Source organism: Paenibacillus sp. Negev47, from assembly GCF_058313655.1.
In genome coordinates, this window is record NZ_CM177754.1 from 1,091,810 (window position 1) to 1,117,665 (window position 25,856).

Genomic DNA, 25,856 nt, shown 5'->3' on the forward strand with positions numbered 1-25,856 from the left:
GTGGATACGGAGGCGCTCATGAATATCGAGAATATTGAAGCATTTGTATATATCAATCATTATGGAAGCTTCAATAAGGCTGCCGAAGTACTCTTCTTGTCCCAACCTTCGGTCACAGCTCGCATTCAGTCACTGGAAAGGGAGCTGGGCTGCAAGTTGTTTGATCGGCTTGGCAAGCAAATCGTGCTGACAGAAGAAGGTCGGAAATTCCTGCCGTATGCGCAGCAAGTGCTGCAAGTGATTCAGAAGGGCAAGCAGAAGATTCAGCAGCGCCGGACAACACTGGATGCTCTCCGGCTCGGCAGCACAGTGTCGGTATCCAATTATGTCATTCCCGATTTTCTACCCAAGATCAAGGATGCTTACCCCGAAATTAATATCAAATTGACGACAGCAACGACGGATCAGCTGATTGCCAAACTGCTTGGTCAGGAGATCGATCTTGCTTTTGTGCGCAAGGTCATGCACCCTGCGATCCGTACGGTTGCTTTTTATGAAGATCCAATCCAGCTCTATGTGTACAAAGGGCATCCATTCATTGAGAGCGGGCATGTCAGCATGGAAGCCATCCGGAATGAGCAACTGGTCTTTTTCGAATGTGGTTCACTGGACTGGCTTCGCATTCACCGGGCTTTCGACTCGCTGGAACATCCGCCGAATATTACATACCATGTCGATAATTCGGAGACGGCGAAGAAACTGGTTATGCAAGGGGCAGGCATTGCCTTTCTCCCGGGACTCACGGTGAAGAAGGAAGTGCAGAATCAGGAGTTGTTCCCCATTCAGGTACATGAGGTGGCTGGTGTATCGTTGCAGATCAGCGTCGTCACGTTAAAGGAAGAATATTCGCCATTGGCAGAGCCCTTCGGGGAACTGCTGCGGAAGTTATAGAGCGTCTAACGTTGAATCTGACTTTTACACCAAAACGGAGAGTGCAGAACCAATCTGAAGAAGCATCTCCAGTTCAACTTAATAGTGATTCAAGAACAGTGGTTCAGCACAATCAAGGAGGAGAAGGATATGAGTATTCGTGTTGGCATTTTGGATCAGACCCCGATCTATGAAGGGGAAACGGCAGTGGATGCTTTTCGACATACGATTGATCTGGCACAGCGGGCAGAGCAGCTGGGATTCCATCGGTTCTGGGTATCGGAGCACCATGATTCAGGGCATGTTGCAGGTTCCTCCCCAGAGGTACTCATCTCCCACTTGCTTGCGCATACGAAGCGGATTCGTCTGGGGTCCGGCGGAGTAATGCTTCAGCATTACAGTCCATACAAAGTCGCCGAGAATTTCAATATACTCGCAGCGCTCGGACCAGGAAGAGTTGACCTGGGAATCGGTCGTGCACCAGGCGGGTTACCACGTTCGACACAGGCGTTGCAGGAAGGTATTCAGGAAGCCGCATCTCTTCAAGAGAAAATTGTTCAGGTGAAACGATACATCCACAATGAACCGCTTGAAGATCAATCGCATCCACTTGCAGGTCTCAGCGCTTCGCCTGTGTCCGACATTCCAGCGGAACTGTACGTACTTGGAGCAAGTGTCGATAGTGCGGGCATGGCTGCGGAACTGGGACTTCCATATGTCTTTTCACTGTTCATTAACAGTAATATAGAGGTAGCGCTGCAAGCCATCCGTGTATATCGTGAACAATTCGATCGTTCCCAGGGACGAGAGCCTTACGCCGCACTAGCCATATCGTTGATTGTGGCCGAGAGTGAGGAAGAAGCGGAAGGACTTGCGAGCGAGCATATGCTGGTGAAGATCCATCTGGAGAGTGGGAAGGTGCTGACTGTCGGTTCTGTGGAACAGGCGGAAGAATTCGGACGTCAATCGAACGAAACCTATCGGATCGAGATTCTGGAGCCAAGTGTGACCCGGGGTACGAAGGAAAGCGTAGGTCAGGCGCTGCTGAAGTTCCAGCAGGATTTTGCTGTGGAAGAGTTCATTGTGACGACAGCTACACGGGACTTTACCAAGCGAATTCGTTCATTCGAATTGTTGCGTGAGATTCTGGCAGAGCAGGGACTAAGTGAATTTGTACTGGAATCCAAGGAAGAAGCAGCAATCGGATAGAAGTAGACAGTAAATATATACGAATGGGAGGCCATGTGATGAAAAGTGATCTGGAACAGCCCAAGCAGCAGGCTGAGCAACAAGTACAGGGCCCCGAGCATGAACTTCACGGTGAACGGGCGGAAGAATTCGCGGAACGTTTAATCACTATTCGGCGACACCTGCATCGTAACCCTGAATTGTCTGGCGAGGAAAGGGAGACGACGGCAGCCATCCGCAGTTGGCTGGAAGAGGAAGGCGTTCGTATTGCAGACGAATATGCGCTGCGGACAGGGGTTGTCGCTGAAGTGGGTCAAGGGGACGGCCCTGTTGTTGCCCTAAGAGCCGATATTGATGCGCTGCCCATTCAGGAAGAGACGAAGCTGGAATTTGCCTCCCAGGTGGCTGGGAAAATGCATGCCTGTGGACATGACGCACACACCGCTATTCTGATTGGTGCTGCACGATTGTTGAAACAGCGTGAGTCCAGTCTGCCGGGAAAAGTACGGTTGATATTCCAGCCGTCGGAGGAAAAAGCAACGGGTGCACGCCAAGTGATCGAGAGTGGTGTATTGTCCGATGTTCGGGCGGTATTCGGGTTGCATAACAAGCCTGATCTCCAAGTAGGTACAGTGGGCATTCGGGAAGGCGCATTGATGGCAGCAGCAGACGGTTTTGTTGTCAAAGTGGAAGGTGTAGGCACCCATGCAGCCGTGCCTGAAGCCGGCATTGATCCGATTGTGGTTGCCGCACATATCGTTACGGCTCTACAGGCGATTGTGAGCCGTAATGTAGGAGCACAGGAGAGTGCCGTAATCAGCGTCACCAAGCTCCACAGCGGTACAGCCTGGAACGTCATTCCCGATGAAGCGATACTCGATGGTACGGTGCGTACCTTTGATGAGAAAGTGCGTGCACGGATTCGAGAGCGTTTCAATCAGGTAGTCGCTGGTGTGGCGGCAGCTTATGGCACACGGGCTACAGTTCGCTGGATTCAGGGACCACCTGCCGTGGTCAACGATGAGTCTCTCGCATCTGCGGCGGAGCAAGTTGCAAGTGAGATTGGATTGAACAGTGTTAGACCGCTGCCTTCTCCGGCAGGTGAGGACTTTTCTTTTTATCAAAAAGAAGTTCCCGGCCTGTTCCTCTTCCTGGGCACCTCTGGCCCACATGAGTGGCATCACCCTGGCTTTGATGTGGATGAACGGGCTCTGCCGCTGGGAGCACATCTTCTGGCTGCACTGGCTGAGCAGGCACTGCACAATGTGCAAGCACATCAAGAGTGAGGGATGCTTTGAATCCCTGGATCATATCCAGATCGAAACGGTTCCGTTCTGCGGCAACCGTTTTTCGTATTTATTGAATCAGATCAAACGTGTGATATTGGCTAGGGCTGGCGCATAAGCGTCAGCTCTGTTTGGGTTTTCTTACAGGAGGAGAAGTGAAGGGCCCAATGAGGTGCAGTCTGATTTAAATGGAAATATTTGTTGACGATCCCCAAAAGGATGTGCTATATTTTTCTCGGTTGATAATCGTAATCATTACTATTAGTATTTGTAAGGGAAAGTATACCATCGTAATCTTAATAATAAGGACAGGAGCAGCCGCTGCGATGAAACAGGAGATTGATTTTATCAAGTTCAGTCCCACCCAAAACATGACGATTCTGGTTAAAACGGATCATGCAGCCGAGCAATACAGTCATATTGCTACACGCTTAATGTCGTATGATAACGTTTACGCTGAGCAAGTGGGATTCATTGAACGAACGAGGAGACCAGAAGCCGCTGCCCATCTGGAAATGGCCGGAGGCGAGTTCTGTGGCAATGCTTGCATGGCACTTGCAGCACAACTCGCATCTGAAGCAGGGCTGAATCAACAGGAGTCTATGGACATCATGCTGGAGGTTTCCGGAACCGATCAATTGATCATGTGCCACGTGAAGAAGCAGCAGAACGAATACGACTGCCAGGTAACCATGCCGGTTCCGAAGCAGATCGAACAACGAACAATCCGATACGAAGGCATAGAGCTCGATATGGTGATCATCCGGTACGCCGAGTTCATCCATATCGTGATTGAAGTCGATGACTTCGACGATACGATGAAGAAGAGGGCACAGACCCTTGCAAGATTACTGGGATTAACCCTGGGAGATAAGCTGATCGGTATCTTGTTATATCAATCGCACTTGGAAGAAATGGCCCCACTCATCTATGTTCCGGAGCTGGATAGTCTGATCTGGGAGAGAGGGTGCGGTTCGGGTACGGCCTCCGTGGGGGCCTATCTCGCATGGAGCCAGCAGAGAGGAATTACTCAGTACATCAAGCAGCCTGGTGGTGCGATTAAAGTGGTGGCCGAGTGGGATGGTACAGAACTTGGGAGCATTACGATTGAAGGATCGGTTGGCATCGTGGCTCAGGGCAAAGCCTTCATAGACGCTCCAATGGAATGGAGTGGTGTGAATGCATGAGATTCATGGCCATGACAACAACAACATACAGGGGGAAAAGAAATGATCACATTGGTCCATTTTCAGACATGTTTGAGTGAGTTTGCAGAGAAATTCGATAAGCTCGCAAGCAGGTATGATCATACAATTCAGCATAGTTCGGAGCTGGAGGCTGTGATCAATGACTACTCCCGCTTTGTGACCGATCAGGAGAATAAGGCAGCCTGGGAACAGTTAGAGCAGTCGGAGCTCGAAGAGCTGGATACGCTTGTATGGGAATTAAGAAATAAATCAGCCCTGTGTGTGGCGATCATGGAGAAATATCGTGCATTGAAGTTAGAGAACGGGGATGTGCAGATTGCCGATTATTTCAAAAACATAGAAGAGTGCATCGATAAAGAATTTGGCAGCTTCCATGTTACCTCCGATTCCAAAGTATTACTGGTAGGCTCCGGTTCATTCCCTATGACCCCATTACTTATCGCCAAGCGAACAGGTGCACAGGTTGTCGGGATCGATATTGATGAAGAATCCATCACACTTGGGCAAAAAGTGGTGGAGACGCTGGGCGCAGGCTTGAAGATTCGTTTGGAGTCAACATTGCTGGAGAATTTGGATTACACAAGGGAAGCAACCCATATTATTTTCAGCTCTACCGTAGCCCCAAAATATGAGCTGCTTGATCAACTGCATGCCCTGACGAATGCAGAGGTGGTTGTAGCCATGAGATATGGTGACCAGTTAAAGTCCTTGTTCAATTATCCCATGAGAGAGACGGATAGCAGCAAGTGGAAGCTGGTGGACAAGATCCTGCGCCCGGATGATGTATTCGATATTGCATTGTACCAGAAAGCATAGGCATGCAAGAAAAGTCGAAGTTGAACTTTGAATAAAGGAGGATTACATGAGCATTCTTCAGCGAATTCTAATACTCGGAACCGGACCTGCATCCATTCAGCTTGCGGTAACGCTCAAAGATCATCTCAATTGCTGCATAGGCATTGCGGGGAGACAATCGGTTCGTTCAGCATCGATATTTGCAGCCCTTGAAGAGAGCAATCAACGTATTCAGGTCAGCATTCAAAATGAGAAGCATCAGCCACTCGCAGGTGAGTGTTATGTTGATCATGTGTTCAAGGGATATGACACCATTGATGGTGAGTGGGACACACTCATTTTGGCTGTAACAACGGATGCTTATATCAATGTATTGGAACAAATGAAAAATGAATTCATTAAACAACTGAAATGTATCATTTTGGTTTCTCCAACGTTCGGGTCGAATCGACTCGTGACCCATTACATGAGAGAGCGGAATGCAGAGCCGGAAGTGATCAGTTTCTCTACCTACCTTGGGGATACCCGTTGGATGCACGAACATCCGTCGAATCATGTGATTACTACTGGGGTCAAGAAAAAGGTCTTTATCGGTTCCACTTGTTATCCGTCTGAACAGGTGAGCAAGCTACGCCAAGTTTATGAGCGTTTGGGTGTTGCGCTGGATGTGATGCGATCCCCACTGGAGGCGGAAACGAGAAATATCTCGTTGTACGTGCATCCGCCCTTGTTCATGAATGACTTCTCATTAGAGGCCATCTTTGGAGCTTCGGATATTCAGCAATACGTATACAAGATGTATCCTGAAGGTCCGATTACACAGGTTTTGATACGGGAAATGAGGGCACAGTGGCAGGAGATTATGAATATTACGGACCGACTTGATATTCAGGGAGTCAACCTGCTTCAATTCATGACGGATGACAACTATCCGGTTCGATTAGAGAGTTTATCACGTCAGGATATCGAGAGTTTCAATCAGCTGCAGGTCATTCATCAAGAGTATTTATTATACATAAGGTACACCTCATTATTGATTGATCCATTCTCGGAACCCGACTCCGAAGGGAAATATTTCGACTTTTCAGCAGTTCCATTCCGTAAAACGTTCATGAACCGCGAAGGGGAGCTGGATATTCCCCGTATGCCCAAGGAAGATTACTACCGCATCAAAATCATTCAGGGCATTGCCAGACATCTCGATGTGAGCTGTCCAACTATTGATCAATTCATCGCCAGGTATGAGGCGAAGATTCAGGAAGTAGCTGACGCACACCCGGATCAGCGCTTGTCCGATGCCTTTGTGATCCAATCCTTTGACGAAGATATCCGCATGATCTGCACCGGACTTTCAAGGGTCTAATTACATCTCAAATTAATCAAGTTGAACCTGATGTTTACATCGTAACGAAGAGTGCAGAATCAATCTGAAGAAGCGGAGCGGTCGCCTAAAAGCTTTCTGAAAGAAAGCTACTTCGGAAGCATATGCTATCCCCGGATTTTCTCTTTGGAAAAGAGAATCGAAAAAAATCTGGGGATAACAGCGATCGGAAGGTTGTTCTGACCACGTAGTGGTCTTGTGTAAAGTTTGAATTTAATTTGCTCATCAGGAGGAAATGTTGTGAAAAAGGGTCTTACTTTTACATCCATACTATTGCTGGTGTCTGCCATTGCGCTGCTCGCCGGATGCGGACAGAGCCCAAAAGGGGACGCACAAACGGAGCCTGCCAATAGCCAGGTACAAACTGAACTTATCTATGCTTCTGCCAAGGATATCAATGATATGAATCCCCATCTGTACACAGGTTCCATGCCTGCGCAAGGGATGGTATATGAGTCTCTGGTGGAAAACACGCCTGACGGGATCAAGCCATTACTGGCTGAATCATGGGACATCTCGGAGGATGGCAAGACCTATACCTTTCTTCTGCGACAAGATGTGAAATTCCATGATGGAGAGCCGTTCAACGCAGAGGCGGTTAAACAAAATATCGATGCAGTCCAGGCCAATGCCGAAAAACACGCTTGGATCAAGCTGTCTACCAAGATCACGAGTGTAAAAGTTATCGATGAGCATACCGTGGAGTTGACGCTGTCTGAAGCCTATTATCCGGCACTGGTGGAATTGTCCATGACAAGACCTTACGTCTTTATATCACCCAAGGATTTCAAGGATGGCGGAACCAAAGACGGGGTAAGTGGTTTCCACGGCACAGGACCTTACAAGCTTACTGCTCATAAAGTCGAAGAGAATGCCACGTTTGAAGCCAATGAAGACTATTGGGGTGGTGCACCTGCAATCAAGAAAATCACATCCAAGATTCTTCCGGCTGGCGAAACGACATTCCTGGCATTGCAAAAGGGAGAGATCAACTTCGTGTTCACCGATGACCGGGGAGCAGACAGTATCGATGTCGAAGCCATGGACCAATTGGCTGAATCCGGTGGTTATCAAGTGGTTCGAAGTGAAGCGATGAATACGAATATGATCGTAGCCAATAGCAGTCGCCAGAATAGTCCGGTTCAGGAAACGGCAGTCCGGGAAGCGCTATGGGTTGGCATTGATCGAGAAACGATCAGTAAAGATATTTTCAACGGAACGCAGACTGTAGCGGACACGTTATTTTCAGCCAATGTCAATTACGCCAAGGTGGACCTTAAGAAACGGGAGTATAATCCGGAATTGGCTAAAAATCTTCTGGACCAAGCTGGCTGGACATTGGCAGACGGTGAAGTGGTGAGAACGAAGAACGGTCAGCCTTTAGCCATGAACTTATACTATGACAGCAACTCTTCTTCACAGAAAATACAGGCCGAATTGATCCAGTATTCCATGAAAGAATTGGGGATTCAGCTTGAAATCTTGGGCGAAGAGTCCACTTCCATTGCGAATCGGAGAGCTACCGGGGAATATGATCTGCTCTTTAATCAAACCTGGGGACTGGCCTATGATCCACAGAGTACCATTGCGGCATTTACGTCAGATTCGGCATACAAACATACGACAAGCGGAATTGCCGAAGCAGATGAACTGTACCAGAAAATCGATGCGGTCATGGTTTCCACGGATGAGATATCACGCCAATCCCTGTATGCCGACATTATGAAGATCGTCCATGATGAAGCGTTGTTCATTCCGATTACCAACGGGCGTGTCACCGTAGTCGCTCCTGAGAATCTCGATGGAATCTCATTCAAGCAGACCCAATATGAACTGCCATTTGATCAAATGAATTTCATAACTCATTAAAATGGATTTTTGTAGCTAGATATAGACAAATTGAATCGTTTTGATCTATATCTAGCCCTGATTGAAGCAGCTGAAGGTATTATGAAATTAATTTCAACAAATGAATTTTAAATAGAGCGGAGATGGATATGGGAAGTTATATTGTCAAAAGGATTCTGTTAGCCATCCCTTTACTGATTATTATTTCATTTATAACGTTCGTTCTGATTAATCTTTCTCCCTTGGACCCGGCGGTTGTTGTGTTACAGGCACAGGAAGTTCCACAGATCACGGAGGAATTAATTGCCCAGACCAACAAGGCATTGGGGTTCGATCAGCCGTTCATGATCCAGTATGTAAACTGGATCATGGCTGTTGTGCAGTTGGATTTCGGCAACTCTTATGTATCTGGTGAACCCGTATGGTCATTGATGGGGCCAGCTTTTATGAACACATTGAAGTTAACGCTTGTTTCGTCGGTATTCATTATTGCGCTGTCCATTCTGCTGGGTGTGATCTGTGCCATGAGAGAAGGCAAGCTGTTGGATCGATCGGTCAGAGGCATTTCCTTTTTCCTTACGGCCATGCCGTCCTACTGGCTTGCAGCCCTTATGATCTGGTATTTTTCCGTCAAGCTGGACCTGTTACCTACCAGTGGCATGGACTCGTATCGAAGCTACATTCTACCGGTGATCGTAATCACGGTGAGTTATACAGGCATTTACTTCCGAACGGTTCGAAGTTCCATGCTGAGCAATATGAATGAGGACTATGTATTATATGCAAGGGCAAGCGGTCTGAGCGAAAAGAAAGTTACCCTGCATATTCTAAGAAATTCATTACAGGTGGCCGTGTCCATCTTTTGCATGGCGATTCCGATTGTGCTAGGCAGTACGGTGGTCATCGAAAATGTATTTGCCTGGCCGGGACTCGGAAGGCTCAGCGTGAAATCCATTTTAAGCAGGGATTTTCCGATTATTCAGGCGTATGTTCTGATGTTGGCTGTAACCTTTGTATTGTTTAACACACTATCCGACATCATTAATGCGGCGATGAATCCCCGTCTGAGAAAGGAATTCTGATGCGAATATTGAAAAATCTGAGCAAAGACAAGCTTGCCATGACCTCCTTGGTGGTGATTATCTTCACAATTATGGCGGGCGTTCTGGCCCCTTTAATTGCACCACATGACCCTGGGCAAGTGAATATGAAACTTCGTTATGCCTCCTCGTCCTGGGATTATCTATTAGGCAATGATCATCTGGGCAGATGTGTATTATCCCGGCTTATCTATGGTATCCGTCCAAGTGTGTTATGGGTTCTGGTTGCGCTAAGCCTTTCTGTTCTGATTGGGGCTATAGTTGGATTCGTCGCGGGTTACTTCAAGGGAAAAGTGGATGCATGGATCATGAGAGTTTGTGACATTATGCTGTCTTTCCCCGGATATGTGATGACACTTGCGGTGGTCGGCATTTTGGGTGCAGGACTGGAGAATATTTTGATTGCCTTTGTGTGGATGAAATGGGCGTGGTTTGCCCGCGTTATTCGAACATCTGTGATGCAATTCTCCGATATGGATTATGTGAAATTCGCCAAAGCTTCCGGCACGCCCAATCTGAGAATCATAACCAAACATATTGTTCCCGTTACCTTTGCTGATATTGCCGTCATAGCCAGTGGCTCCATGTGTTCGATGATGTTGCAGATCTCCGGTCTTTCCTTTCTGGGGCTTGGTATTCAGGCTCCGCATGCGGAGTGGGGGATGATGTTAAATGAGGCGAGGGAAGTCATGTTCTCCAGACCTGAATTGATGTTGGCACCAGGCCTGGCCATTGTGGTGGTGGTGTCTGCTTTTAATTTTCTATCGGATGCCCTTCAAGTGGCTCTGGACCCCAAATTGATGACCTCTCAAGGTAAGTCTGACAAGTCTTACGAAAGTGAGGTGAGAAAGACCGCTTATGAATATAGTCGAGGTTGAAAATTTGAAAGTATGGGACACCAATACAGGTAAAGTGATCATTCATAACAGTTCATTCGAAGTCAAGCAGGGAAGCTGTATGGCTATCGTGGGGGAAAGTGGAAGTGGCAAGTCCGTCACGTGCAGGGCCATCATGCGACTGAACAAGCCATGGATTCGCCAATCGGGCACGATGTTATTTCAGGGAGAAGACCTGAACCAACTTTCGGAACCGGAGATGCGGCGTAAGCGGGGCAAGCATCTGTGTATGATTTTGCAGAATGGCATGAGTGCATTTGATCCCTCCTGTGTCATTGGTGTCCATATTCGGGAGACGCTTCAGCAGCATTTTGGCTGGAACACCCGCGAGATTGAGCGGAAAATCATCAATGCCATGGAAAGCGTCATGCTCAGACATCCGCGCGAGATTCTAAATCAATATCCACATCAGCTGTCCGGTGGGATGCTGCAACGAATCATGATTGCCCTGGCATTGGTGCTTGAGCCCGATCTGATTATTGCGGATGAGCCGACAACGGCACTGGATACGATCTCCCAATATGAAGTGGTGGAGCAATTGATTCAATTACGCGAACGCATGGGCTGTTCCATGATGTTCATCTCCCATGATCTCGGCGTCGTTCAGAAGATTGCAGATGACGTGATGGTCATGAAAGACGGCAAGATCGTCGAGCGCGGTAGTATGCATTCTGTTTTGACCAATCCGGGGCATGCCTATACGCAGTATCTGGTCTCTACCCGATTGGAGCTGAGCAATCATTTTAAGGCGTTGATGCAGGAGGACTTATAGATGCTAAAGGTGGAAGGTATTTACAAATCATATAACCAAGGCGGACTGTTCTCCAAGCACAGACAACAGGTTTTGAATCAGGTTACCTTTGAATGCCGGCATGGTGAATGTCTGGGCATCATCGGTGAAAGCGGAAGCGGCAAATCGACGTTGGGCCGTCTGATTCTGGGTATTGAACGGCCGGATCATGGGAGGATCTCGCTGGATGGTAAAGACGTACAGGATCGACGTGTACGGATGGGTAACCTCAGCGCCGTTTTTCAAAATTATACGTCCTCCATCAATCCGTTTCTTACCGTGGAAGCTGCCATTATGGAACCTATGCAAGCGCAGCAAAAGCTGCGAAAGGGTCAGGGCAACTCAGATAAGGTGGATCTGTTGCTGAACCAAGTTGGACTGGACCCTTCCTATAGATCCAAATATCCACATGAACTATCCGGCGGGGAGGCCCAGAGAGTGTGCATTGCCAGGGCCATCTCCACCGCCCCCAAATGCATCGTGTTCGATGAAGCGATTAGCTCACTGGACGTGTCTGTTCAGATTCAGGTGCTGCAATTGTTGAAAGAGCTTAAGGAAATCTACCAGCTGAGCTACGTCTTTATCACGCATGATATACAGGCGGCAGCCTATATCTGTGACAGGGTTATCATTTTCAGAGAGGGTCAGATTGAAGAGATCGTTCCTATTGAGCAGCTGAAGGATGTTCAGTCAGACTATGCGAAGAAATTATTGAAGCATTTAATTACATTTTAGGGGGAACACCCATTGTGAGTGGAGCGATGTCTTGGCCTTTTCTGCGCTTGTACATACTGGTTCTTCTTTATTTCAGTGCTAATGCTATTCTTAACGTGATGATCCCATTGCAAGGGGAGTCTTTGGGTGCGAGCGGTACAACAATTGGACTGATCATGGGCGCTTATATGTTCACAACCATGTTTTTCAGACCATGGGCAGGTCGGATTATTCAAAAGCACGGTCCGATCAAAATATTGCGTCTGATTCTGATCATCAATGGATTTGCGCTGATTTTATATACCTTTACGGGACTCGGAGGTTATTTGGTTGCTCGTATTTTGCAGGGTGTATCCACAGCGTTCTTCTCCATGGCCTTGCAGATTGGCATTATTGATGCACTTCCGGAGAAAGATCGGTCACAGGGAATTTCGTATTATTCGCTGTTCAGTTATATACCAGGGATCGTGGGGCCTGTTATCGCGTTAGGAATCTGGCAGACGGGTGGCATGGATTATTTTACAGTGGTTCTGATCGGCATTGCCGTCTGTACGGGCGTCTTCGGATATACCGCCAAAATGGAACCAAGCAAGGAGCAACCTGCTGAGAATCTTTCGGAGCAGAACGTGAGTATGTGGGAATCCTTTGCTCAGTTGGTGAAAAATCCGTTTCTGTTTCGATGCAGTGTATTGATGCTTGCTGCTTCCGTTGTATTTGGTGCAATTACAACCTTTATTCCGCTGTATGCGAGCCAAGTACCGAATGGGAATGCGGGTGTGTATCTGATGCTTCAGGCCGGGACGGTTGTACTGGCTCGAATCATGCTCCGGAAAAGGATTCCTTCCGATGGGAGATGGCATTCTCCTTTTATCATGGGAACCATGTTTCTTCTGGCCGTTGCTGCTCAATGTGTGAGTTTTTCGGTGACAGGGGGCGTAGTCTTTTTCTATGTCGGGGCTATATTCATGGGCATTGCTCAAGCCATCCTGTATCCGACGCTCACGACCTATTTGTCTTTTGTGTTGCCTAAGCTGAACCGGAACGTCCTGATCGGGTTATTTATCGCGATGGCTGATCTGGGTATTTCTCTGGGTGGTGTGATTATGGGACCCGTCGCTGACTTCTCTTCCTATTCATTTATGTACATGATGTGTGCTATCCTAGGAGCGGTAATGATCGTTTTTGCCTATGAACGGCGAAGACCCGTGACAGGTACATCTGTGAGTTGACTGCCAGAAGAGAAAGTGGTGACGAACGTTTGAAGTCTTCAATGACGGCAACATCTAATGGAAAATTAAATCCGGTATCCTTTTCGTTTATCCGGTTTTATATGCTGGCCTTTTTATTTTTTGCGGCAAATTCAGCTTTGACGATTATTCTGCCTCTGAGAAGTGAGGCCGTTGGATTAAATCAGGCTGAGATTGGTCTGATGATGGGGGCATATATGTTCACCTGTATGCTCTTGAGACCTTTTGCAGCGCAGCTGCTGGGTAAGCATGGGCCGCTTCGTGTAATGCAATGGCTATTGCTTTTGCATGCGGGCACGCTGCTGCTGTTTGTTGTTTTTGGTGTGGAGACGTATCTGTGGTTACGGGCCCTGCAAGGGGTAGCTACGGCCTTTTTCTCCATGACCATGCAGGCAGGCATTGTGGAAAAGCTGGAGGACAAGGACCGGGCACAAGGGTTGTCCATGTACACCCTGTTTACGATGGTTCCTTCTCTGGTTATTCCGATCCTTGCCATACAAATCTGGGAAAATGCCAGTGATCTGGCGTTTACGCTGCTGATGATCGGACTGGCGGCTCTGCCACTTCTGATTGGGTATAATGTGGATCTGCCCCGGAGTACCGTGCAGAACAAATCGTATACACTAGGCGACATGTTGCGTTCATTCGGCGGCATCTGGCGCAGTACGCCACTGCTGATTAGCAGTGTGGTGATGCTGTTTGCGTCCTGCGTCTTTGGGGCAACAGCGACCTTTCTTCCCCTGTATATGGTATCCACCGGCATGGCGAGTGCAGGCGTATTTCTGACAATTCAGGGATTGGTTGTAATCCTGTGCAGGTTTATTTTGCGTAAAAAAATTCCGTCCGACGGTAGCTGGAATACCTGGCTGATGGCAGGATTAATGCTGTGTGCTGCACTGGGAACCCAGTTGCTCAGCCTGATGGAGATCATCGGGCCATTGGTGTATCTCTCCGCGGTGTTCAGCGGTTTTGCCCTGGCATTGTTGTACCCGACATTAACCACATATCTGTCTTTTGTGCTGCCTGCGGATTCCAGATATGTACTCATGGGGATCTTCATGTCCTCGTATGACCTTGGATTCTCTCTGGGTGGACTGGCGATGGGGCTTATTGTGCAGGTGAGTTCTTATTCGACCATGTTTATGATCTGCACGTTGCTCTCTATTGCGACGATGATTCTGGTGGTCGTTTTCAGGCAACGGATGGAAGCGGGCAATAAGTCCAGCTCATTTTCTTGATTCCTTTTTTGTTCAGTTCAATCTATATAGCTGTGTTGAATCGGTCGCGGTACAGGCGTACTTTGAGTTTATATTGATATAGTCCGCTGTCCAGCCCATCCAGCATGTATTACGATATTTACAGAGGAGGTTTATGACTCACTTCTTGCCAAAACGTATCCTCAGGATGCGAAAGTGCGAGGGGAGGTCATCAGCCTTTTTTTGTTTTTTGCAGGTAGAAAATCAAAAAAAAGTTTGACAACGACCGTCTAACAGGATTATAGTCATTGTTATTAATCGTAATAATTACTATTAAGGTCTGGGTTACACAGACTGCAAATATAAGGAGTAGAGATCTATGACACAAAAGCAAGTTCCGGTAACCGTACTGAGTGGTTACCTCGGTTCAGGGAAAACGACGGTTTTGAATCATGTGTTGAACAACAGACAGGGGCTCAAAGTTGCGGTGATCGTCAACGACATGAGTGAGGTGAACATTGATGCTGCGCTGGTCAAGGGGGAGGCAACCTTGTCTCGAACCGAAGAGAAGTTGGTGGAGTTGTCGAACGGTTGTATCTGCTGCACCTTGCGGGATGATCTGATGCAAGAGATTGAGAAGCTGGTGAACGAAGGCAAGTATGACTATATTTTGATCGAATCCACCGGCATCAGTGAACCTGTTCCAGTTGCACAGACCTTTACATACGCCGATGAGGAGTCGGGTATTGATCTGACTCGCCTGGCCCGATTGGATTGTCTGGTAACGGTGGTGGATGCCAATCGATTCTGGCATGATTTTGGATCAGGACAGAGTCTTCTGGATCGTAATCAGGCTACCGGAGATGAGGACACCCGTGACGTCGTAGACTTGTTGATCGATCAGATCGAAACCTGTGATGTACTGCTGCTGAACAAATGTGATCTGGTCGATGACACCGAGCTGAACAAGCTCGAAGGCATCATCCGCAAGTTACAGCCAAACGCCAAGATCATTCGGACCGAGAATGGACAGGTGAACCCGTCTGAGATTCTGAATACGAATCGCTTTGATTTTGAGAAAGTGAGCATGTCCGCTGGATGGATTCAGGAGCTGGAGAAGGAGTCGCATACACCGGAAACCGAGGAATATGGCATTGGTTCCTTCGTCTATCGCCGCAGAAAGCCATTCCATCCTTCTCGTCTAGCTGAGTTCATGAGTTACTGGCCGGAAGAAGTAGTACGTGCCAAAGGATTGGTATGGCTCGCGGCTGAAGGGGATGTTGCTGCAAGCCTCAGTCAGGCAGGGCCGTCCATTCAGTTCGGTCCTGCGGGACATTGGGTAGCGGCGTTGCCGGAAGCGGACAAAGAAGAGATTTTACGTAACGAACCGGATGTTCTGGAGAAATGGGATGCCCAGTGGGGAGATCGTCAGACGGAGCTTGTCATGATCGGGATCGAAATGGAACGTGCGAGCATTGAAGATGAGCTGGACCAGTGCCTGCTTAGTGATGAAGAAATGCTGGCTGACTGGGGCCATTTCGACAATCCACTGCCATGGCCTGTGGAAGCCGTTTAACTCGGAAATTGATGGTTCTGAATTTGGAGTAACGCTATATAAGCACATCTATATAAATTGAAATAAACATCTACACAAAACGGAGAGGACAGAAAGGACCTGAAGAAGCGGAGCGTTCGCCTTTATCCCCGGATTTACCCTTTATAAAAGGAATCAAAAAATCTGGGGATAACAGTGATCGGAAGGTTGTTCTGTCATCGGAGTGTGCAGTGTAAATATTCTTTAGTTCAATTTATATAGATAAATAAAATAAATTCAATGGATAAAGGAGCTGTCATTCATGGCTAAAAAATCTAAAGTGGTACGTGAGAAGCAACGTCAGGCGATCGTGGCAAAATATGCGGATCTGCGCCGGGAGCTGAAGGAAAAAGGGGATTATGAAGCATTACAGAAATTGCCCCGGAATGCATCTCCAACTCGTTTGAAGAACCGTTGTGAAGTGACAGGTCGCCCGCGGGGCTATCTACGCAAGTTCAAGGTATCTCGAATTAAGTTCAGAGAACTGGCTCATCAAGGTCAGATTCCAGGCGTAACAAAATCCAGTTGGTAAAATGATCAAGGGATGGTATTTTGCTGAAAGGATGTGCATCTTCATGCTGGACTCGTTTACGTTACGAAGAATTCAGTCGGTGATGAATGGCTATATTCATGAGAAGGTTCCTGCGCCACTGCGTACGATGGTGAAGTTGACGTATGAGATGAATGACAATGAACTGATCCTGACCGAAGAAAGACCTGCCGAGGAACGGTATCAATGGGACAAGATGCACATAGCCCGATTTTACTGGGAAGAAAATCAGTGGAAAGTGTATGCCAGAGATGAACAGAGCAGCTGGAATCCGGTAGATGTTATTACACCTTGTTCCGATTTTGAGAATGTGCTCGAGCAGGTTGAACGGGATGAGGCCGGGCTGTTCTGGCGTACGTGAGCGAGTTCAAAGATAGCCATTCAATGACTATCTTTGGGCTTTTTTTGTGTCCAAGCAGAACTGAAGCAAAGAGGGGGGGATTTTTGCGTTATCTGTTCTTAATGGGTGAAAGAATAAAAAAAATCTGTTTTGCAATAAAAATTTATTGTAAAACGATAAATAATATGATAAATTCATATCACTTAAAACAAGTGAGGTGCTTTTTGTGAAGCGAGGTACAACTATCTTTTTAAAATTGGCTGTGTTGCTTATTGGTGTTCCCATTCTTGCCTTATGTATATTCGGCATTCCCTGGTTAGCGAACAATCCGGTGAATCCGAATTATGCAGGTGCACTATACCCCATAGTGATTATTATGTATGTGTCAGTTATTCCGTTTATCGTTGCACTGTACCAGGCATTCCGTCTGCTGAGCTATATCGACAAGAATGAAGCGTTCTCCCTAATGTCGGTGAAATCCTTAAAAACAATAAAATATTGTGCTATTGTAATCAGTAGTCTTTATTTTGTAATGTTGCCATTTGTTTATGTTGTAGCAGAGAAAGATGATGCCCCAGGCCTCATTCTTATGGGAATGGTTCCTATTTTTGCTTCATTGGTCATTGCAGTGTTTTCCGCGGTGCTCCAAAGATTGTTACAGGAAGCGATTGATATCAAATCAGAAAATGACCTAGTGGTCTGAGGTGAATATATGGCCATTATAATCAATATTGATGTGATGTTGGCAAAGCGGAAAATGACGGTTACCGAGCTTGCAGAGAGAGTTGAGATCACAATCGCCAATATTTCCATATTAAAAACAGGAAAAGCGAAAGCGATCCGTTTATCCACTCTGGATGCCATCTGTAAAGCACTGGAATGTCAGCCTGGAGATATATTGGAATATAAGGCTGACGAGGACGAAGACACGAACGAGCATTCATGAAAAATGAGCGAAGAAGACTCTGCATGTTATGTGCAGAGTCTTCTTTTGCGTCAGCTTGATCAAGGAATACGTGCCGTGCCTATAACGAATGATTGTGTATCATCCGGAATTGCATAGGCGTTACGTTTTCCTGAGTTTTAAAACATCGGATGAAGTAGCTTGACTGTGAAAATCCCGTTTCCAACGTAATTTGCTTAATGGAAAGGTTGGTTGTCGCGAGCAGCTGTTTCGCATGTAATAACCTGGATTCCATCAGGAATTCCGGGAAGGAGATTCCGAACGTTTGACTGAACTTTCGGCTAAAGTAGGTTGTACTGTATCCGGCTATCCCGGCAGCGTGGTCAAGTGTGATGTGTTCGTTACTATGGGATCGAATATAATTCGCTGCTTCTCGAATTCGCTCTGAAGTGTGATTGAGCGAAACATTAATCCGGCTCGCTGCGGATTGCAATCGGGTCAGAAGCTCATATAGTGTTGCTGCCATGCTGTGCTCGTCTTCCACTTGATAGCCTCTGCCTAGCTCCAGTAATCGATCCATCAGCTTGGTAATCACCGGGAAGTTGGAACATTGAAACAGCCATGGCTCGTCAACCCCTTTTCCATTTAAAAGCTCTTCGAGACGAACGCCGTAAAAGTGAATCCAACGAATATTCCAAGGCTCATCCGAATCTGAATAGTAGGTTTGTCTAAGACCGGGACCATAGAGGAATCCCTGTCCACGCGTTAGCTCATAACAAGTGGTTCCAGTGTCCAGGAATCCTTTACCGTCAAGTACAAGGTGCAGGTTATAGCAATGATCCAAGTTGATATCTTTCGTTTGATATTCCCGATTCACATGATGCTTCGGAAAATCACTGTACCCTCCAATAAAATCGGGAAAGCATACATGTCTGGGGAAAACCGGCTTGGGGAGAAAGATGTGTTCTTTCACGTGCATCCTCCATTTGAACGCAATATTTTGATGTAGTGAACTGAAATAGATTAAGCCCACTGTTATTTGAATCTCAGACAATGACAATATTTTATTATAAGTCGCATAATCTTGTCATTTATTATCTGTGAAGTATCCAATAGAATGGAGGCAATATGGCAGGTTAAGGGGGCAATTGAAAGTGGCAAAATCAATCCAAATGGATGAATTGAAACTGGGGGTCTGTTATTACCCGGAGCATTGGTCGGAAGCGTTGTGGGAGGACGATTTCCGTAGAATGAAAGAGATGAATATCACAGTTATTCGGATGGCTGAATTCGCATGGTCCATCTTTGAACCGGAAGAAGACCAATTTGATTTTAGTTTTTTCCAGAAGGCACTGGATCTGGCGCATCAATATGGTTTGAGTGTTATTTTGGGAACACCTACTGCAACTCCACCAGCATGGTTAACATCCAAATATCCCGAAGTATTGAATGCGAATAAGGACGGGGTATTGTATCAACACGGCATGCGACGCCATACCAACTACAGCAGTCCAATCTATAGACAGCAATGTGAAAAGATCGTGCGCAATATGGTGATTGCCTATAAAGACCATCCGGCTGTCATTGGCTGGCAGATCGATAACGAATTCAATTGTCATATGGATGTTTTCTACGCTGAGGCAGATCATGTCGCCTTCCGTGAATGGCTTAAGAATCGTTATGAATCGTTGGAGAATCTGAACAAGGCATGGGGAACCGTTTTTTGGAGTCAGACCTATACCGACTGGGAGCAAGTTCACCTTACCCGAAATATGGTTAGTCCATCCCCCAATCCTCATCTGGCATTGGATGAAAAGAGATTCATATCAGCCAATACGATTTCATTTGCGAAGCTTCAGGTGGACATCATTCGGGAACTGGATCCGGAACATTGGATCACGACTAATGGTACGTTCGGACACTTGGATAATCATGAAATGACAGAAGACCTGTTGGATTTCTTCTCTTATGATTCATATCCGCAGTTTGCCACGATCTTTCCAGGGACAGACGACAATTCATTGCAAGATCGGGCATGGAGCATGAAGTTATCGAACGTACGCAATATGTCACCGAATTTTTGTGTCATGGAACAACAGTCTGGACCAGGAGGTTGGGTAGATAGTATCGGCATGGGTACGCCAAGACCTGGACAGATCCGATTATGGTCATATCAATCCGTTCTTCATGGTACGGATCTGCTTGTATACTTCCGCTGGCGGACAGCAACGTTCGGAACCGAGATGTATTGGCATGGGATTAATGACTACCATAATCAACCTAACAGAAGAGTTCGCGAGGTTGCACAAGTGGGTGAAGAGTTTGCCAGAATAGGGCGCGTTATTGCGGGTACTACATATCAAGCTGATGTTGCGATCCTACAGGATTACGATAACATCTGGGATGGAGAGTTGGACGAGTGGCACGGTCCGCTTCATCAACAGAGCGTACGCTCCTGGTATAAGCAGCTCCAGTATCTTCATATTCCGACGGATCTGGTTACATTGCAACCAACGACAACACTTGAGGCGTTATCCGAATATAAGGTGATCATCTATGCTCACCCGGCCATCATGACAGACGAGACAGCAGAACTTCTGCAAGCCTATGTCAGTCAAGGGGGGACTCTGTTTTTTGGTGCTCGCACCGGTTATAAGGATCTCAAGGGGCATTGTTATATGAGACCATTCCCAGGGGCTGTCGCTGAGTTGTGTGGTGTAACCGTAGAGGACTTTACATTAATCAAAGGAACCGTTTCTGCAGCCGAGCTGCAATGGAATGGGGCGAGTGAGCGACTTCAGGAGGGAACGTTGACGGCCGGATTTAACGAAGTACTTCATGTGGAGCATCCCGACGTGCAGGTCATGGCCGAGTATGCATCAGAATACTATGCAGGGAGTCCTGCTTTGACCAAACGTGCGGTAGGTCAGGGGCAGGTATGGTATTATGGAGCGGCTTATAATGAACCGGTCGTAGATGCTCTCCTGGATGAAATAGGGTTATCTTCGCCAGTGGATGACCTGATAGAGGTACCTTCCGAAGTTGAACTTGGTATCCGTTCTGGTAAGGATAAAGCTTATGTATTTTTACTCAACTACTCGGATCAACAAGTACCCATTAAGCTTAAGAGGCAAACAAAAGAGTTACTATCGGGTACAACAGTTCAGGATAAAATTAACATGTCGGCGTATGGTGTATTCATCCTGGAGATCGATTTACCGCAATGAGGAGCCTATTCTTCAATATAATGAGTTATATATAGAATGAACCACCAAAAACGCCTTGCAGCCATTGCAAGGCGTTTTGTATTATGCATCGTATGCAACATACGTTTAGCGTGAATTGACATGGCTGTATTTTGTATGACTATGCTTCGTACAAAATGTGGCCTGTTCGGGATACGTCATATCCTTCGAATGACTGCAGTTCCTGCCTGAACTCCGGCGATTGTAGAATCCGCAGGACCGATTCGGTCCAGACTTCATTGCCTTGCTTCCTCAGCATGACCAGATCATAGCGTTCCTGAACGAGCGGGATAAAATCAACCTGTCCCACAAGTTTAGCAGCCTTTTCAATGCCAACCCCGACATCGGCTTCACCCGAACTGACTTTGGCGGCCACGCCCATGTGACTGGTTTCTTCCGCTTCATATCCGATCAGACCTGCAGCAGGAATTCCATTAAGCCGAAGTTGTTCATCCAGCAATACTCGCGCGCCAGAACCTTTCTCCCGGTTAGCCAATCGCAGCTCAGGCTTGTTGAGATCGTTCCAATTTTGCAAATGAAGCGGATTGCCGCGCCCAACATACAATCCTGCAGGTCGTGACAGCAGATTCACCACAACATAAGACCGTCCCGTCAAAATTTTGCGAATGTACGGCAAATTATATTCACCGGTATCTCCATCGAGCAGATGGGTACTGACCAAGTCGGACTCCCCGCGATACATCGAGATAAGCCCGTCCAGACTACCCATGAACGAGCGGAGCGGGCGAATGTCCCGTGTATGTTTCTCCATATGTCGCATCAGAATATCCAGACTGATATCCTGCCCAGTAATGACCAGATGCCGTGGCGTACCTGTCATTACATGGCTAGACATTGCTGGCGCAGATCCAGCGGGGGTTGCTGATTGTAGGGAAGTCCCCTGGGAATCACTATGACCGGGTTGAGTCCCGGATGCTAAGGTCTGATCTGGAGTCGGGATGCGTTGACCTGGGGATTGGAGTTGCTTGGAGCGACGTTTATATGCCTCCAGATCGGCTCTATCAATTCGCATTTGTTTACCCACACGGTATGCGACGAGGTCTCCCTTCTTGATCAGGTCATAGACCGTCAGTTTCGATATTTTGAGCAGCTTGGATATTTCTTCCGTTGTGTAGGATTGCTCCTCCGTCATAAGTGAAGATCCTCCTTCAAAGGTATAGAGCAATTATGGTTTTGTTATGAATGTTTCTTGTACTATACCATTAATTGAGGGATGCCATAAACTTGAGAACAGGGAAGAAACGCATAGGACAGGTAACAAAAATTAAATGTGATTGAAATCACCTTCCCATTTTAATCGTCTTGTGTATAATTAGTTATAATCAATTATATCTAGTTATAACCAAACATAATATTGGGGGATAAATGTATGAGCAAGAGGATCGGATATGTTTTGGGAAGTCTGTCACTCGGACTGGCTCTTATATTGGCTGGTTGTGGCGCAAACACGGGGACTACGGATACATCCACGGGTGCAGAACAAACGACTTCAGCGCCAGCGGCATCAGGTGAGAGTACATCAGCAGGAAATACCGATCCACAGGAAACGGTAGATCTGACGATCTCTGCGGCTGCCAGTCTCACGGATGCCATGAAGGAAATAGAAATGAACTTTGAAACAGCGAATCCCAATATAGAACTGAATTTCAACTTTGGCGCATCAGGTGCCTTGCAACAGCAGATTGAACAGGGGGCACCGGCTGATATCTTTGTGTCGGCGGCAACGAAGAACATGAGTGCGCTGGTGGATGAGAACTTGATTGCATCGGGCGATCAGAAGAATTTGCTACAGAATTCACTGGTGGCTATAGTGCCAGCAGATGGAACCCATACTGTAACCAGCGAAGCGGATCTCACCAGCGATTTCATTAAGACGGTAGCGATTGGAATTCCGGAAAGTGTGCCTGCGGGAACCTATGCCAAGGAAGCTCTGACGAATGCCAAGCTGTGGGATGAACTGGAAAGCAAGCTTGTGCAGGGAAAAGACGTTAGGCAGGTTCTTCAATATGTAGAGACAGGCAATGCAGATGCAGGATTCGTATACAAAACAGATGCTCTTACTTCGGATCAGGTGAACATTGCGTTTGAGGTAGACAAGAATAACTACACACCCGCCAATTATCCGGTAGGTATTATTGAAGGAACGAAACATCGTACGGAAGCCGATCAATTCTATGCGTATTTGCAAACCCCTGAAGTACTTGATATCTTCACAAAATACGGATTCTCCATTCCGGAATGAATGTGAACGCAATAGACTGGTCCGTATTCTGGTCACCGGTGCGTTTGTCACTTCAGGTTGCGCTGTTATCCAGTGTGGTGGCTGCCATACTTGGCATCGCTATAGCCTGGAAGATGTCACGCACTTCATTTCGGGGAAAGATTCTGCTGGAAACAGCATTTATGCTGCCACTAGTTCTTCCCCCGACGGTGGTCGGATTTCTGTTGCTTGTCATACTGGGACGTAAAAGTCTGTTAGGACAATGGATTGAAGCGATATTCTCTGCTCCGGTTATTTTCTCCTGGTGGGCTGCGGTGATTGCCTCGGTGGTGGTTGCTTTCCCGTTGGTGTATCAGACGATGAAATCGGGATTCAGTGCTGTGGATCGTGATCTGGAAGATGCGGGGCGTTCGATTGGGGCGAATGAATGGCAGGTATTTCGTTACATTTCCCTGCCGCTCGCAGGCAGAGCATTGATGACCGCCTTCATTCTGGGCTTCGCCCGTGCACTCGGGGAATTCGGAGCGACATTGATGATTGCAGGTAATATTCCAGGCAAAACGCAAACGGTACCGACGGCGATCTATGTCGCTGTGGATTCGGGCAATCAGACCATGGCCTGGGCGTGGACCATTTCCATTATCCTCATCTCGTTTATCATGTTACTGATGACCAGACAGCAGCGAGATGGAAAAAATGACTGATTTTATATGCGTCCATATTATATAAAACATGACGAAAAACCCGTGTTAAGGAAAGTGTTTCTTCCTTCACTCGGGTTTTTATTACCAATTTCATATGCATCAATATCAAACCGTTAACCGAATTGGCCCTAATGGAAATGTAAAGCTAATTTAACATAAAAAAATAAATTTTTTTCCGAAATTTAACCGTTCTCCACTCGCTTTCAGGGGGCTTGTTCCTGTAAGATAGAAGTAACTGATTCCAGCCAAGTACTGAAATAAGGAGAGACGACGATGAACACTAAACCTGATTGCGGCGTTTCGTTGCAAATCGATGACTATCTGGATCTTTTGCATTTTGCCATCCAAGTTCAAGATCAGGAATGGCAGCAATCCCTTATCCACCAACTCAAAATATTTCAGACGGCGACGGAGCAGCAGCGCACACCTGAAGAAGAATTATGGACACGGTTTGATTATATCAACAGCAAACTGACAGGTCTTTGCCATCAGATTCATGCCGCTCATTCCATGGATGAACGCAAGAAATTCGAGGAACGCATCGGGCTCTTGCAATTACAGCGATTGGAAGTCGCACGTAAAATTAAATGGGCGAGTCGCAGATAGATGAATCGTGTAAAACATCAAAATGGTGTAACACCAAAATAGTATGATCCAAGAGATTCGCACCTGAAAAAGTCATCCATCAATTCAATATTGGGGATGGCTTTTTTGTGTACTATAGAGAAGTTCTATAATCTTATCAGGATGTCCTATTAGTTTAGATATTGCCCAAGTATGACTGGTGATGATATTCTTTTTTCAACCTAATTCCAAGTATACAAGTAAGAATGGTTTGTTAAGAAATTAGAGGATAGGGAGCACACATCATATTCGCTGTGATAACAGCCTGTGGAGGAGATTGGGAATGGTTAAAAAACGGGGGATTCAAAAATTCCGGACAGCACTGCTGTTCATTACAATGTTAGCGGTACTGGCTGGATGCAGTACAGGAACTGCAAGCAATGAGTCAGAATCTGCTTCGGCAGCAGGCGACACCAAAGTGAAAAAGATCATTGTAGGAACAGGTACACAGTTTCCGAATGTCTGCTTCATTGATGAGAATGGCAAGTTAACAGGTTATGATGTGGAACTGATCCGTGAGATTGACAAACGCTTGCCTGAGTACGAATTTGAATTCAGCACCATGGATTTCAAAAACCTGTTGCTGAGTCTGGAAACAAAAAAAATTGACCTGATCGCTCACCAGATGGAAGTGAATGAAGAGAGACAGGCCAAATTCCTGTTTAATGATGAAGCCTATAATATTTTTCCTAATAAAATTGTCGTAAGTCAGAAAAATGAGGCAGTACAATCGATTGAGGATCTGAAGGGTAAAAAACTGATTGTTGGCGCGACGAGTAATGCAGCTGTACTTGCTGAGAAATGGAATGCAGCGAACGGTAACGGGATTGATATCGTCTATTCCGGAGCAGGTGAGGATACCATTACCCAGATCAAAACAGGCCGGGTGGATGCAACGATCAGCACCCCATTTGCCATTGATTATCAGAATAAGGCGGTGGATGCACAGTTGAAAACGGTAGGAGATGCCCTCTCCAACTCCAAAGTCTATTTCATTCTGAACAAAGATGAGCAGGAGCTCAAAACCAAAGTGGATGAAGCGCTCAAAGCGATCAAAGAAGATGGAACACTAGGCAAACTGAGCACAGAGTGGCTTGGAGCTGACTATACGATTGAAGAGTAGTCGGAGAAAGG

At 46.8% G+C, this 25,856-nt stretch carries 25 protein-coding genes; 23 read left to right on the top strand and 2 right to left on the bottom strand.

What is annotated here, in order from left to right:
• Positions 1–18: 18 nt before the first annotated feature.
• The 18 genes from AC4G47_RS05005 to AC4G47_RS05090 all read left to right on the top strand — a co-directional run bounded on the left by AC4G47_RS05005 (position 19) and on the right by AC4G47_RS05090 (position 17,949).
• Positions 19–891 carry a LysR family transcriptional regulator gene (locus AC4G47_RS05005; protein ID WP_491105046.1) on the top strand — a complete coding sequence of 291 codons (873 nt, stop codon included), beginning with the start codon at positions 19–21 and terminating at the stop codon, positions 889–891.
• Positions 892–1,020: 129 nt separating this feature from the next.
• A complete protein-coding gene (locus tag AC4G47_RS05010) occupies positions 1,021–2,079 on the top strand; it encodes an LLM class flavin-dependent oxidoreductase (RefSeq protein ID WP_491105048.1) in 1,059 nt (352 codons plus the stop codon).
• 38 nt (positions 2,080–2,117) lie between these two features.
• Positions 2,118–3,344: an amidohydrolase gene (locus tag AC4G47_RS05015; protein WP_491105050.1), complete on the top strand. Its 1,227-nt coding sequence runs from the start codon at positions 2,118–2,120 to the stop codon at positions 3,342–3,344.
• 326 nt (positions 3,345–3,670) lie between these two features.
• Complete coding sequence (locus AC4G47_RS05020) at positions 3,671–4,531, top strand: histidine racemase CntK family protein (RefSeq protein ID WP_458123932.1); 861 nt, start codon at positions 3,671–3,673, stop codon at positions 4,529–4,531.
• 42 nt (positions 4,532–4,573) lie between these two features.
• Positions 4,574–5,368 (top strand): SAM-dependent methyltransferase, encoded by a 795-nt coding sequence (locus AC4G47_RS05025; protein ID WP_491105052.1) that lies wholly within the window; start codon positions 4,574–4,576, stop codon positions 5,366–5,368.
• A gap of 46 nt (positions 5,369–5,414) precedes the next feature.
• The gene (locus AC4G47_RS05030; protein WP_491105053.1) at positions 5,415–6,710 is read left to right on the top strand and encodes an opine metallophore biosynthesis dehydrogenase; all 1,296 of its coding nucleotides are present in this window, start codon (positions 5,415–5,417) and stop codon (positions 6,708–6,710) included.
• A gap of 258 nt (positions 6,711–6,968) precedes the next feature.
• On the top strand, positions 6,969–8,597 hold the full coding sequence (gene cntA / locus AC4G47_RS05035) for a staphylopine-dependent metal ABC transporter substrate-binding lipoprotein (protein WP_491105055.1): 1,629 nt from the start codon (positions 6,969–6,971) through the stop codon (positions 8,595–8,597).
• A gap of 128 nt (positions 8,598–8,725) precedes the next feature.
• A complete protein-coding gene (opp1B, locus tag AC4G47_RS05040) occupies positions 8,726–9,658 on the top strand; it encodes a nickel/cobalt ABC transporter permease (protein ID WP_458123928.1) in 933 nt (310 codons plus the stop codon).
• Positions 9,658–10,554, top strand: coding sequence for a staphylopine uptake ABC transporter permease subunit CntC (cntC, locus tag AC4G47_RS05045; protein WP_491105058.1), 897 nt, complete (start codon positions 9,658–9,660; stop codon positions 10,552–10,554). The genes opp1B and cntC overlap by 1 nt, the downstream gene beginning before the upstream one ends.
• Entirely contained in the window at positions 10,535–11,344 is an 810-nt protein-coding gene (gene cntD, locus AC4G47_RS05050; RefSeq protein ID WP_458123926.1) for a staphylopine uptake ABC transporter ATP-binding protein CntD, read from the top strand. The genes cntC and cntD overlap by 20 nt, the downstream gene beginning before the upstream one ends.
• Entirely contained in the window at positions 11,345–12,097 is a 753-nt protein-coding gene (locus AC4G47_RS05055) for an ABC transporter ATP-binding protein (protein ID WP_491105060.1), read from the top strand.
• 14 nt (positions 12,098–12,111) lie between these two features.
• Positions 12,112–13,305 (top strand): staphylopine family metallophore export MFS transporter CntE, encoded by a 1,194-nt coding sequence (gene cntE, locus AC4G47_RS05060; protein WP_491105062.1) that lies wholly within the window; start codon positions 12,112–12,114, stop codon positions 13,303–13,305.
• Positions 13,302–14,561 carry a staphylopine family metallophore export MFS transporter CntE gene (gene cntE / locus AC4G47_RS05065; protein WP_491105064.1) on the top strand — a complete coding sequence of 420 codons (1,260 nt, stop codon included), beginning with the start codon at positions 13,302–13,304 and terminating at the stop codon, positions 14,559–14,561. Before cntE (AC4G47_RS05060) ends, cntE (AC4G47_RS05065) begins: the two co-directional genes overlap by 4 nt.
• Before the next feature lie 337 nt (positions 14,562–14,898).
• Positions 14,899–16,095 carry a GTP-binding protein gene (locus AC4G47_RS05070; RefSeq protein WP_491105065.1) on the top strand — a complete coding sequence of 399 codons (1,197 nt, stop codon included), beginning with the start codon at positions 14,899–14,901 and terminating at the stop codon, positions 16,093–16,095.
• Between the two features lie 280 nt (positions 16,096–16,375).
• Complete coding sequence (gene rpsN, locus AC4G47_RS05075) at positions 16,376–16,645, top strand: 30S ribosomal protein S14 (RefSeq protein WP_036605831.1); 270 nt, start codon at positions 16,376–16,378, stop codon at positions 16,643–16,645.
• Positions 16,646–16,688: 43 nt separating this feature from the next.
• Entirely contained in the window at positions 16,689–17,024 is a 336-nt protein-coding gene (locus AC4G47_RS05080) for a DUF3024 domain-containing protein (protein WP_169480557.1), read from the top strand.
• A 205-nt stretch (positions 17,025–17,229) separates the two neighbouring features.
• Entirely contained in the window at positions 17,230–17,706 is a 477-nt protein-coding gene (locus AC4G47_RS05085) for a DUF2975 domain-containing protein (protein ID WP_047841240.1), read from the top strand.
• Positions 17,707–17,715: 9 nt separating this feature from the next.
• Entirely contained in the window at positions 17,716–17,949 is a 234-nt protein-coding gene (locus AC4G47_RS05090; protein ID WP_491105066.1) for a helix-turn-helix domain-containing protein, read from the top strand.
• Positions 17,950–18,028: 79 nt separating this feature from the next.
• On the opposite strand, the gene AC4G47_RS05095 is transcribed toward AC4G47_RS05090, so the two are convergent.
• Positions 18,029–18,880 carry a helix-turn-helix transcriptional regulator gene (locus AC4G47_RS05095; protein ID WP_491105068.1) on the bottom strand — a complete coding sequence of 284 codons (852 nt, stop codon included), beginning with the start codon at positions 18,878–18,880 and terminating at the stop codon, positions 18,029–18,031.
• Between the two features lie 181 nt (positions 18,881–19,061).
• Between AC4G47_RS05095 and AC4G47_RS05100 the strand changes: the two genes are divergently transcribed.
• Positions 19,062–21,134 (top strand): beta-galactosidase, encoded by a 2,073-nt coding sequence (locus AC4G47_RS05100; protein ID WP_491105070.1) that lies wholly within the window; start codon positions 19,062–19,064, stop codon positions 21,132–21,134.
• A gap of 139 nt (positions 21,135–21,273) precedes the next feature.
• Here the strand turns inward: AC4G47_RS05100 and AC4G47_RS05105 are convergent, their stop codons facing one another.
• A complete protein-coding gene (locus tag AC4G47_RS05105; protein ID WP_491105071.1) occupies positions 21,274–22,305 on the bottom strand; it encodes a helix-turn-helix transcriptional regulator in 1,032 nt (343 codons plus the stop codon).
• A 237-nt stretch (positions 22,306–22,542) separates the two neighbouring features.
• Here AC4G47_RS05105 and modA point away from each other — a divergent pair, with 237 nt between their 5' ends.
• The 4 genes from modA (at position 22,543) to AC4G47_RS05125 (ending at position 25,845) form a co-directional block, all read left to right on the top strand.
• A complete protein-coding gene (gene modA / locus AC4G47_RS05110; RefSeq protein ID WP_491105073.1) occupies positions 22,543–23,415 on the top strand; it encodes a molybdate ABC transporter substrate-binding protein in 873 nt (290 codons plus the stop codon).
• A complete protein-coding gene (gene modB, locus AC4G47_RS05115) occupies positions 23,412–24,098 on the top strand; it encodes a molybdate ABC transporter permease subunit (protein WP_491105075.1) in 687 nt (228 codons plus the stop codon). Before modA ends, modB begins: the two co-directional genes overlap by 4 nt.
• Before the next feature lie 273 nt (positions 24,099–24,371).
• A complete protein-coding gene (locus AC4G47_RS05120) occupies positions 24,372–24,704 on the top strand; it encodes a hypothetical protein (RefSeq protein ID WP_145325187.1) in 333 nt (110 codons plus the stop codon).
• A gap of 319 nt (positions 24,705–25,023) precedes the next feature.
• Positions 25,024–25,845, top strand: a complete 822-nt coding sequence (locus AC4G47_RS05125) for a transporter substrate-binding domain-containing protein (protein ID WP_491106649.1) — start codon at positions 25,024–25,026, stop codon at positions 25,843–25,845.
• Positions 25,846–25,856: the final 11 nt, after the last annotated feature.

Excerpts from the sequence above, each read along its gene's own strand:
- rpsN (WP_036605831.1), top strand. The coding sequence starts at position 16,376 with ATGGCTAAAAAATCTAAAGTGGTACGTGAGAAGCAACGTCAGGCGATC.
- AC4G47_RS05080 (WP_169480557.1), top strand. The coding sequence starts at position 16,689 with ATGCTGGACTCGTTTACGTTACGAAGAATTCAGTCGGTGATGAATGGC.
- AC4G47_RS05020 (WP_458123932.1), top strand. The coding sequence starts at position 3,671 with ATGAAACAGGAGATTGATTTTATCAAGTTCAGTCCCACCCAAAACATG.
- AC4G47_RS05010 (WP_491105048.1), top strand. The coding sequence starts at position 1,021 with ATGAGTATTCGTGTTGGCATTTTGGATCAGACCCCGATCTATGAAGGG.
- AC4G47_RS05105 (WP_491105071.1), bottom strand. The coding sequence starts at position 22,305 with ATGACGGAGGAGCAATCCTACACAACGGAAGAAATATCCAAGCTGCTC.
- AC4G47_RS05120 (WP_145325187.1), top strand. The coding sequence starts at position 24,372 with ATGAACACTAAACCTGATTGCGGCGTTTCGTTGCAAATCGATGACTAT.
- AC4G47_RS05070 (WP_491105065.1), top strand. The coding sequence starts at position 14,899 with ATGACACAAAAGCAAGTTCCGGTAACCGTACTGAGTGGTTACCTCGGT.
- cntD (WP_458123926.1), top strand. The coding sequence starts at position 10,535 with ATGAATATAGTCGAGGTTGAAAATTTGAAAGTATGGGACACCAATACA.
- modA (WP_491105073.1), top strand. The coding sequence starts at position 22,543 with ATGAGCAAGAGGATCGGATATGTTTTGGGAAGTCTGTCACTCGGACTG.
- AC4G47_RS05055 (WP_491105060.1), top strand. The coding sequence starts at position 11,345 with ATGCTAAAGGTGGAAGGTATTTACAAATCATATAACCAAGGCGGACTG.
- opp1B (WP_458123928.1), top strand. The coding sequence starts at position 8,726 with ATGGGAAGTTATATTGTCAAAAGGATTCTGTTAGCCATCCCTTTACTG.
- AC4G47_RS05025 (WP_491105052.1), top strand. The coding sequence starts at position 4,574 with ATGATCACATTGGTCCATTTTCAGACATGTTTGAGTGAGTTTGCAGAG.
- AC4G47_RS05005 (WP_491105046.1), top strand. The coding sequence starts at position 19 with ATGAATATCGAGAATATTGAAGCATTTGTATATATCAATCATTATGGA.
- AC4G47_RS05015 (WP_491105050.1), top strand. The coding sequence starts at position 2,118 with ATGAAAAGTGATCTGGAACAGCCCAAGCAGCAGGCTGAGCAACAAGTA.
- AC4G47_RS05090 (WP_491105066.1), top strand. The coding sequence starts at position 17,716 with ATGGCCATTATAATCAATATTGATGTGATGTTGGCAAAGCGGAAAATG.
- modB (WP_491105075.1), top strand. The coding sequence starts at position 23,412 with ATGAATGTGAACGCAATAGACTGGTCCGTATTCTGGTCACCGGTGCGT.
- cntC (WP_491105058.1), top strand. The coding sequence starts at position 9,658 with ATGCGAATATTGAAAAATCTGAGCAAAGACAAGCTTGCCATGACCTCC.
- AC4G47_RS05030 (WP_491105053.1), top strand. The coding sequence starts at position 5,415 with ATGAGCATTCTTCAGCGAATTCTAATACTCGGAACCGGACCTGCATCC.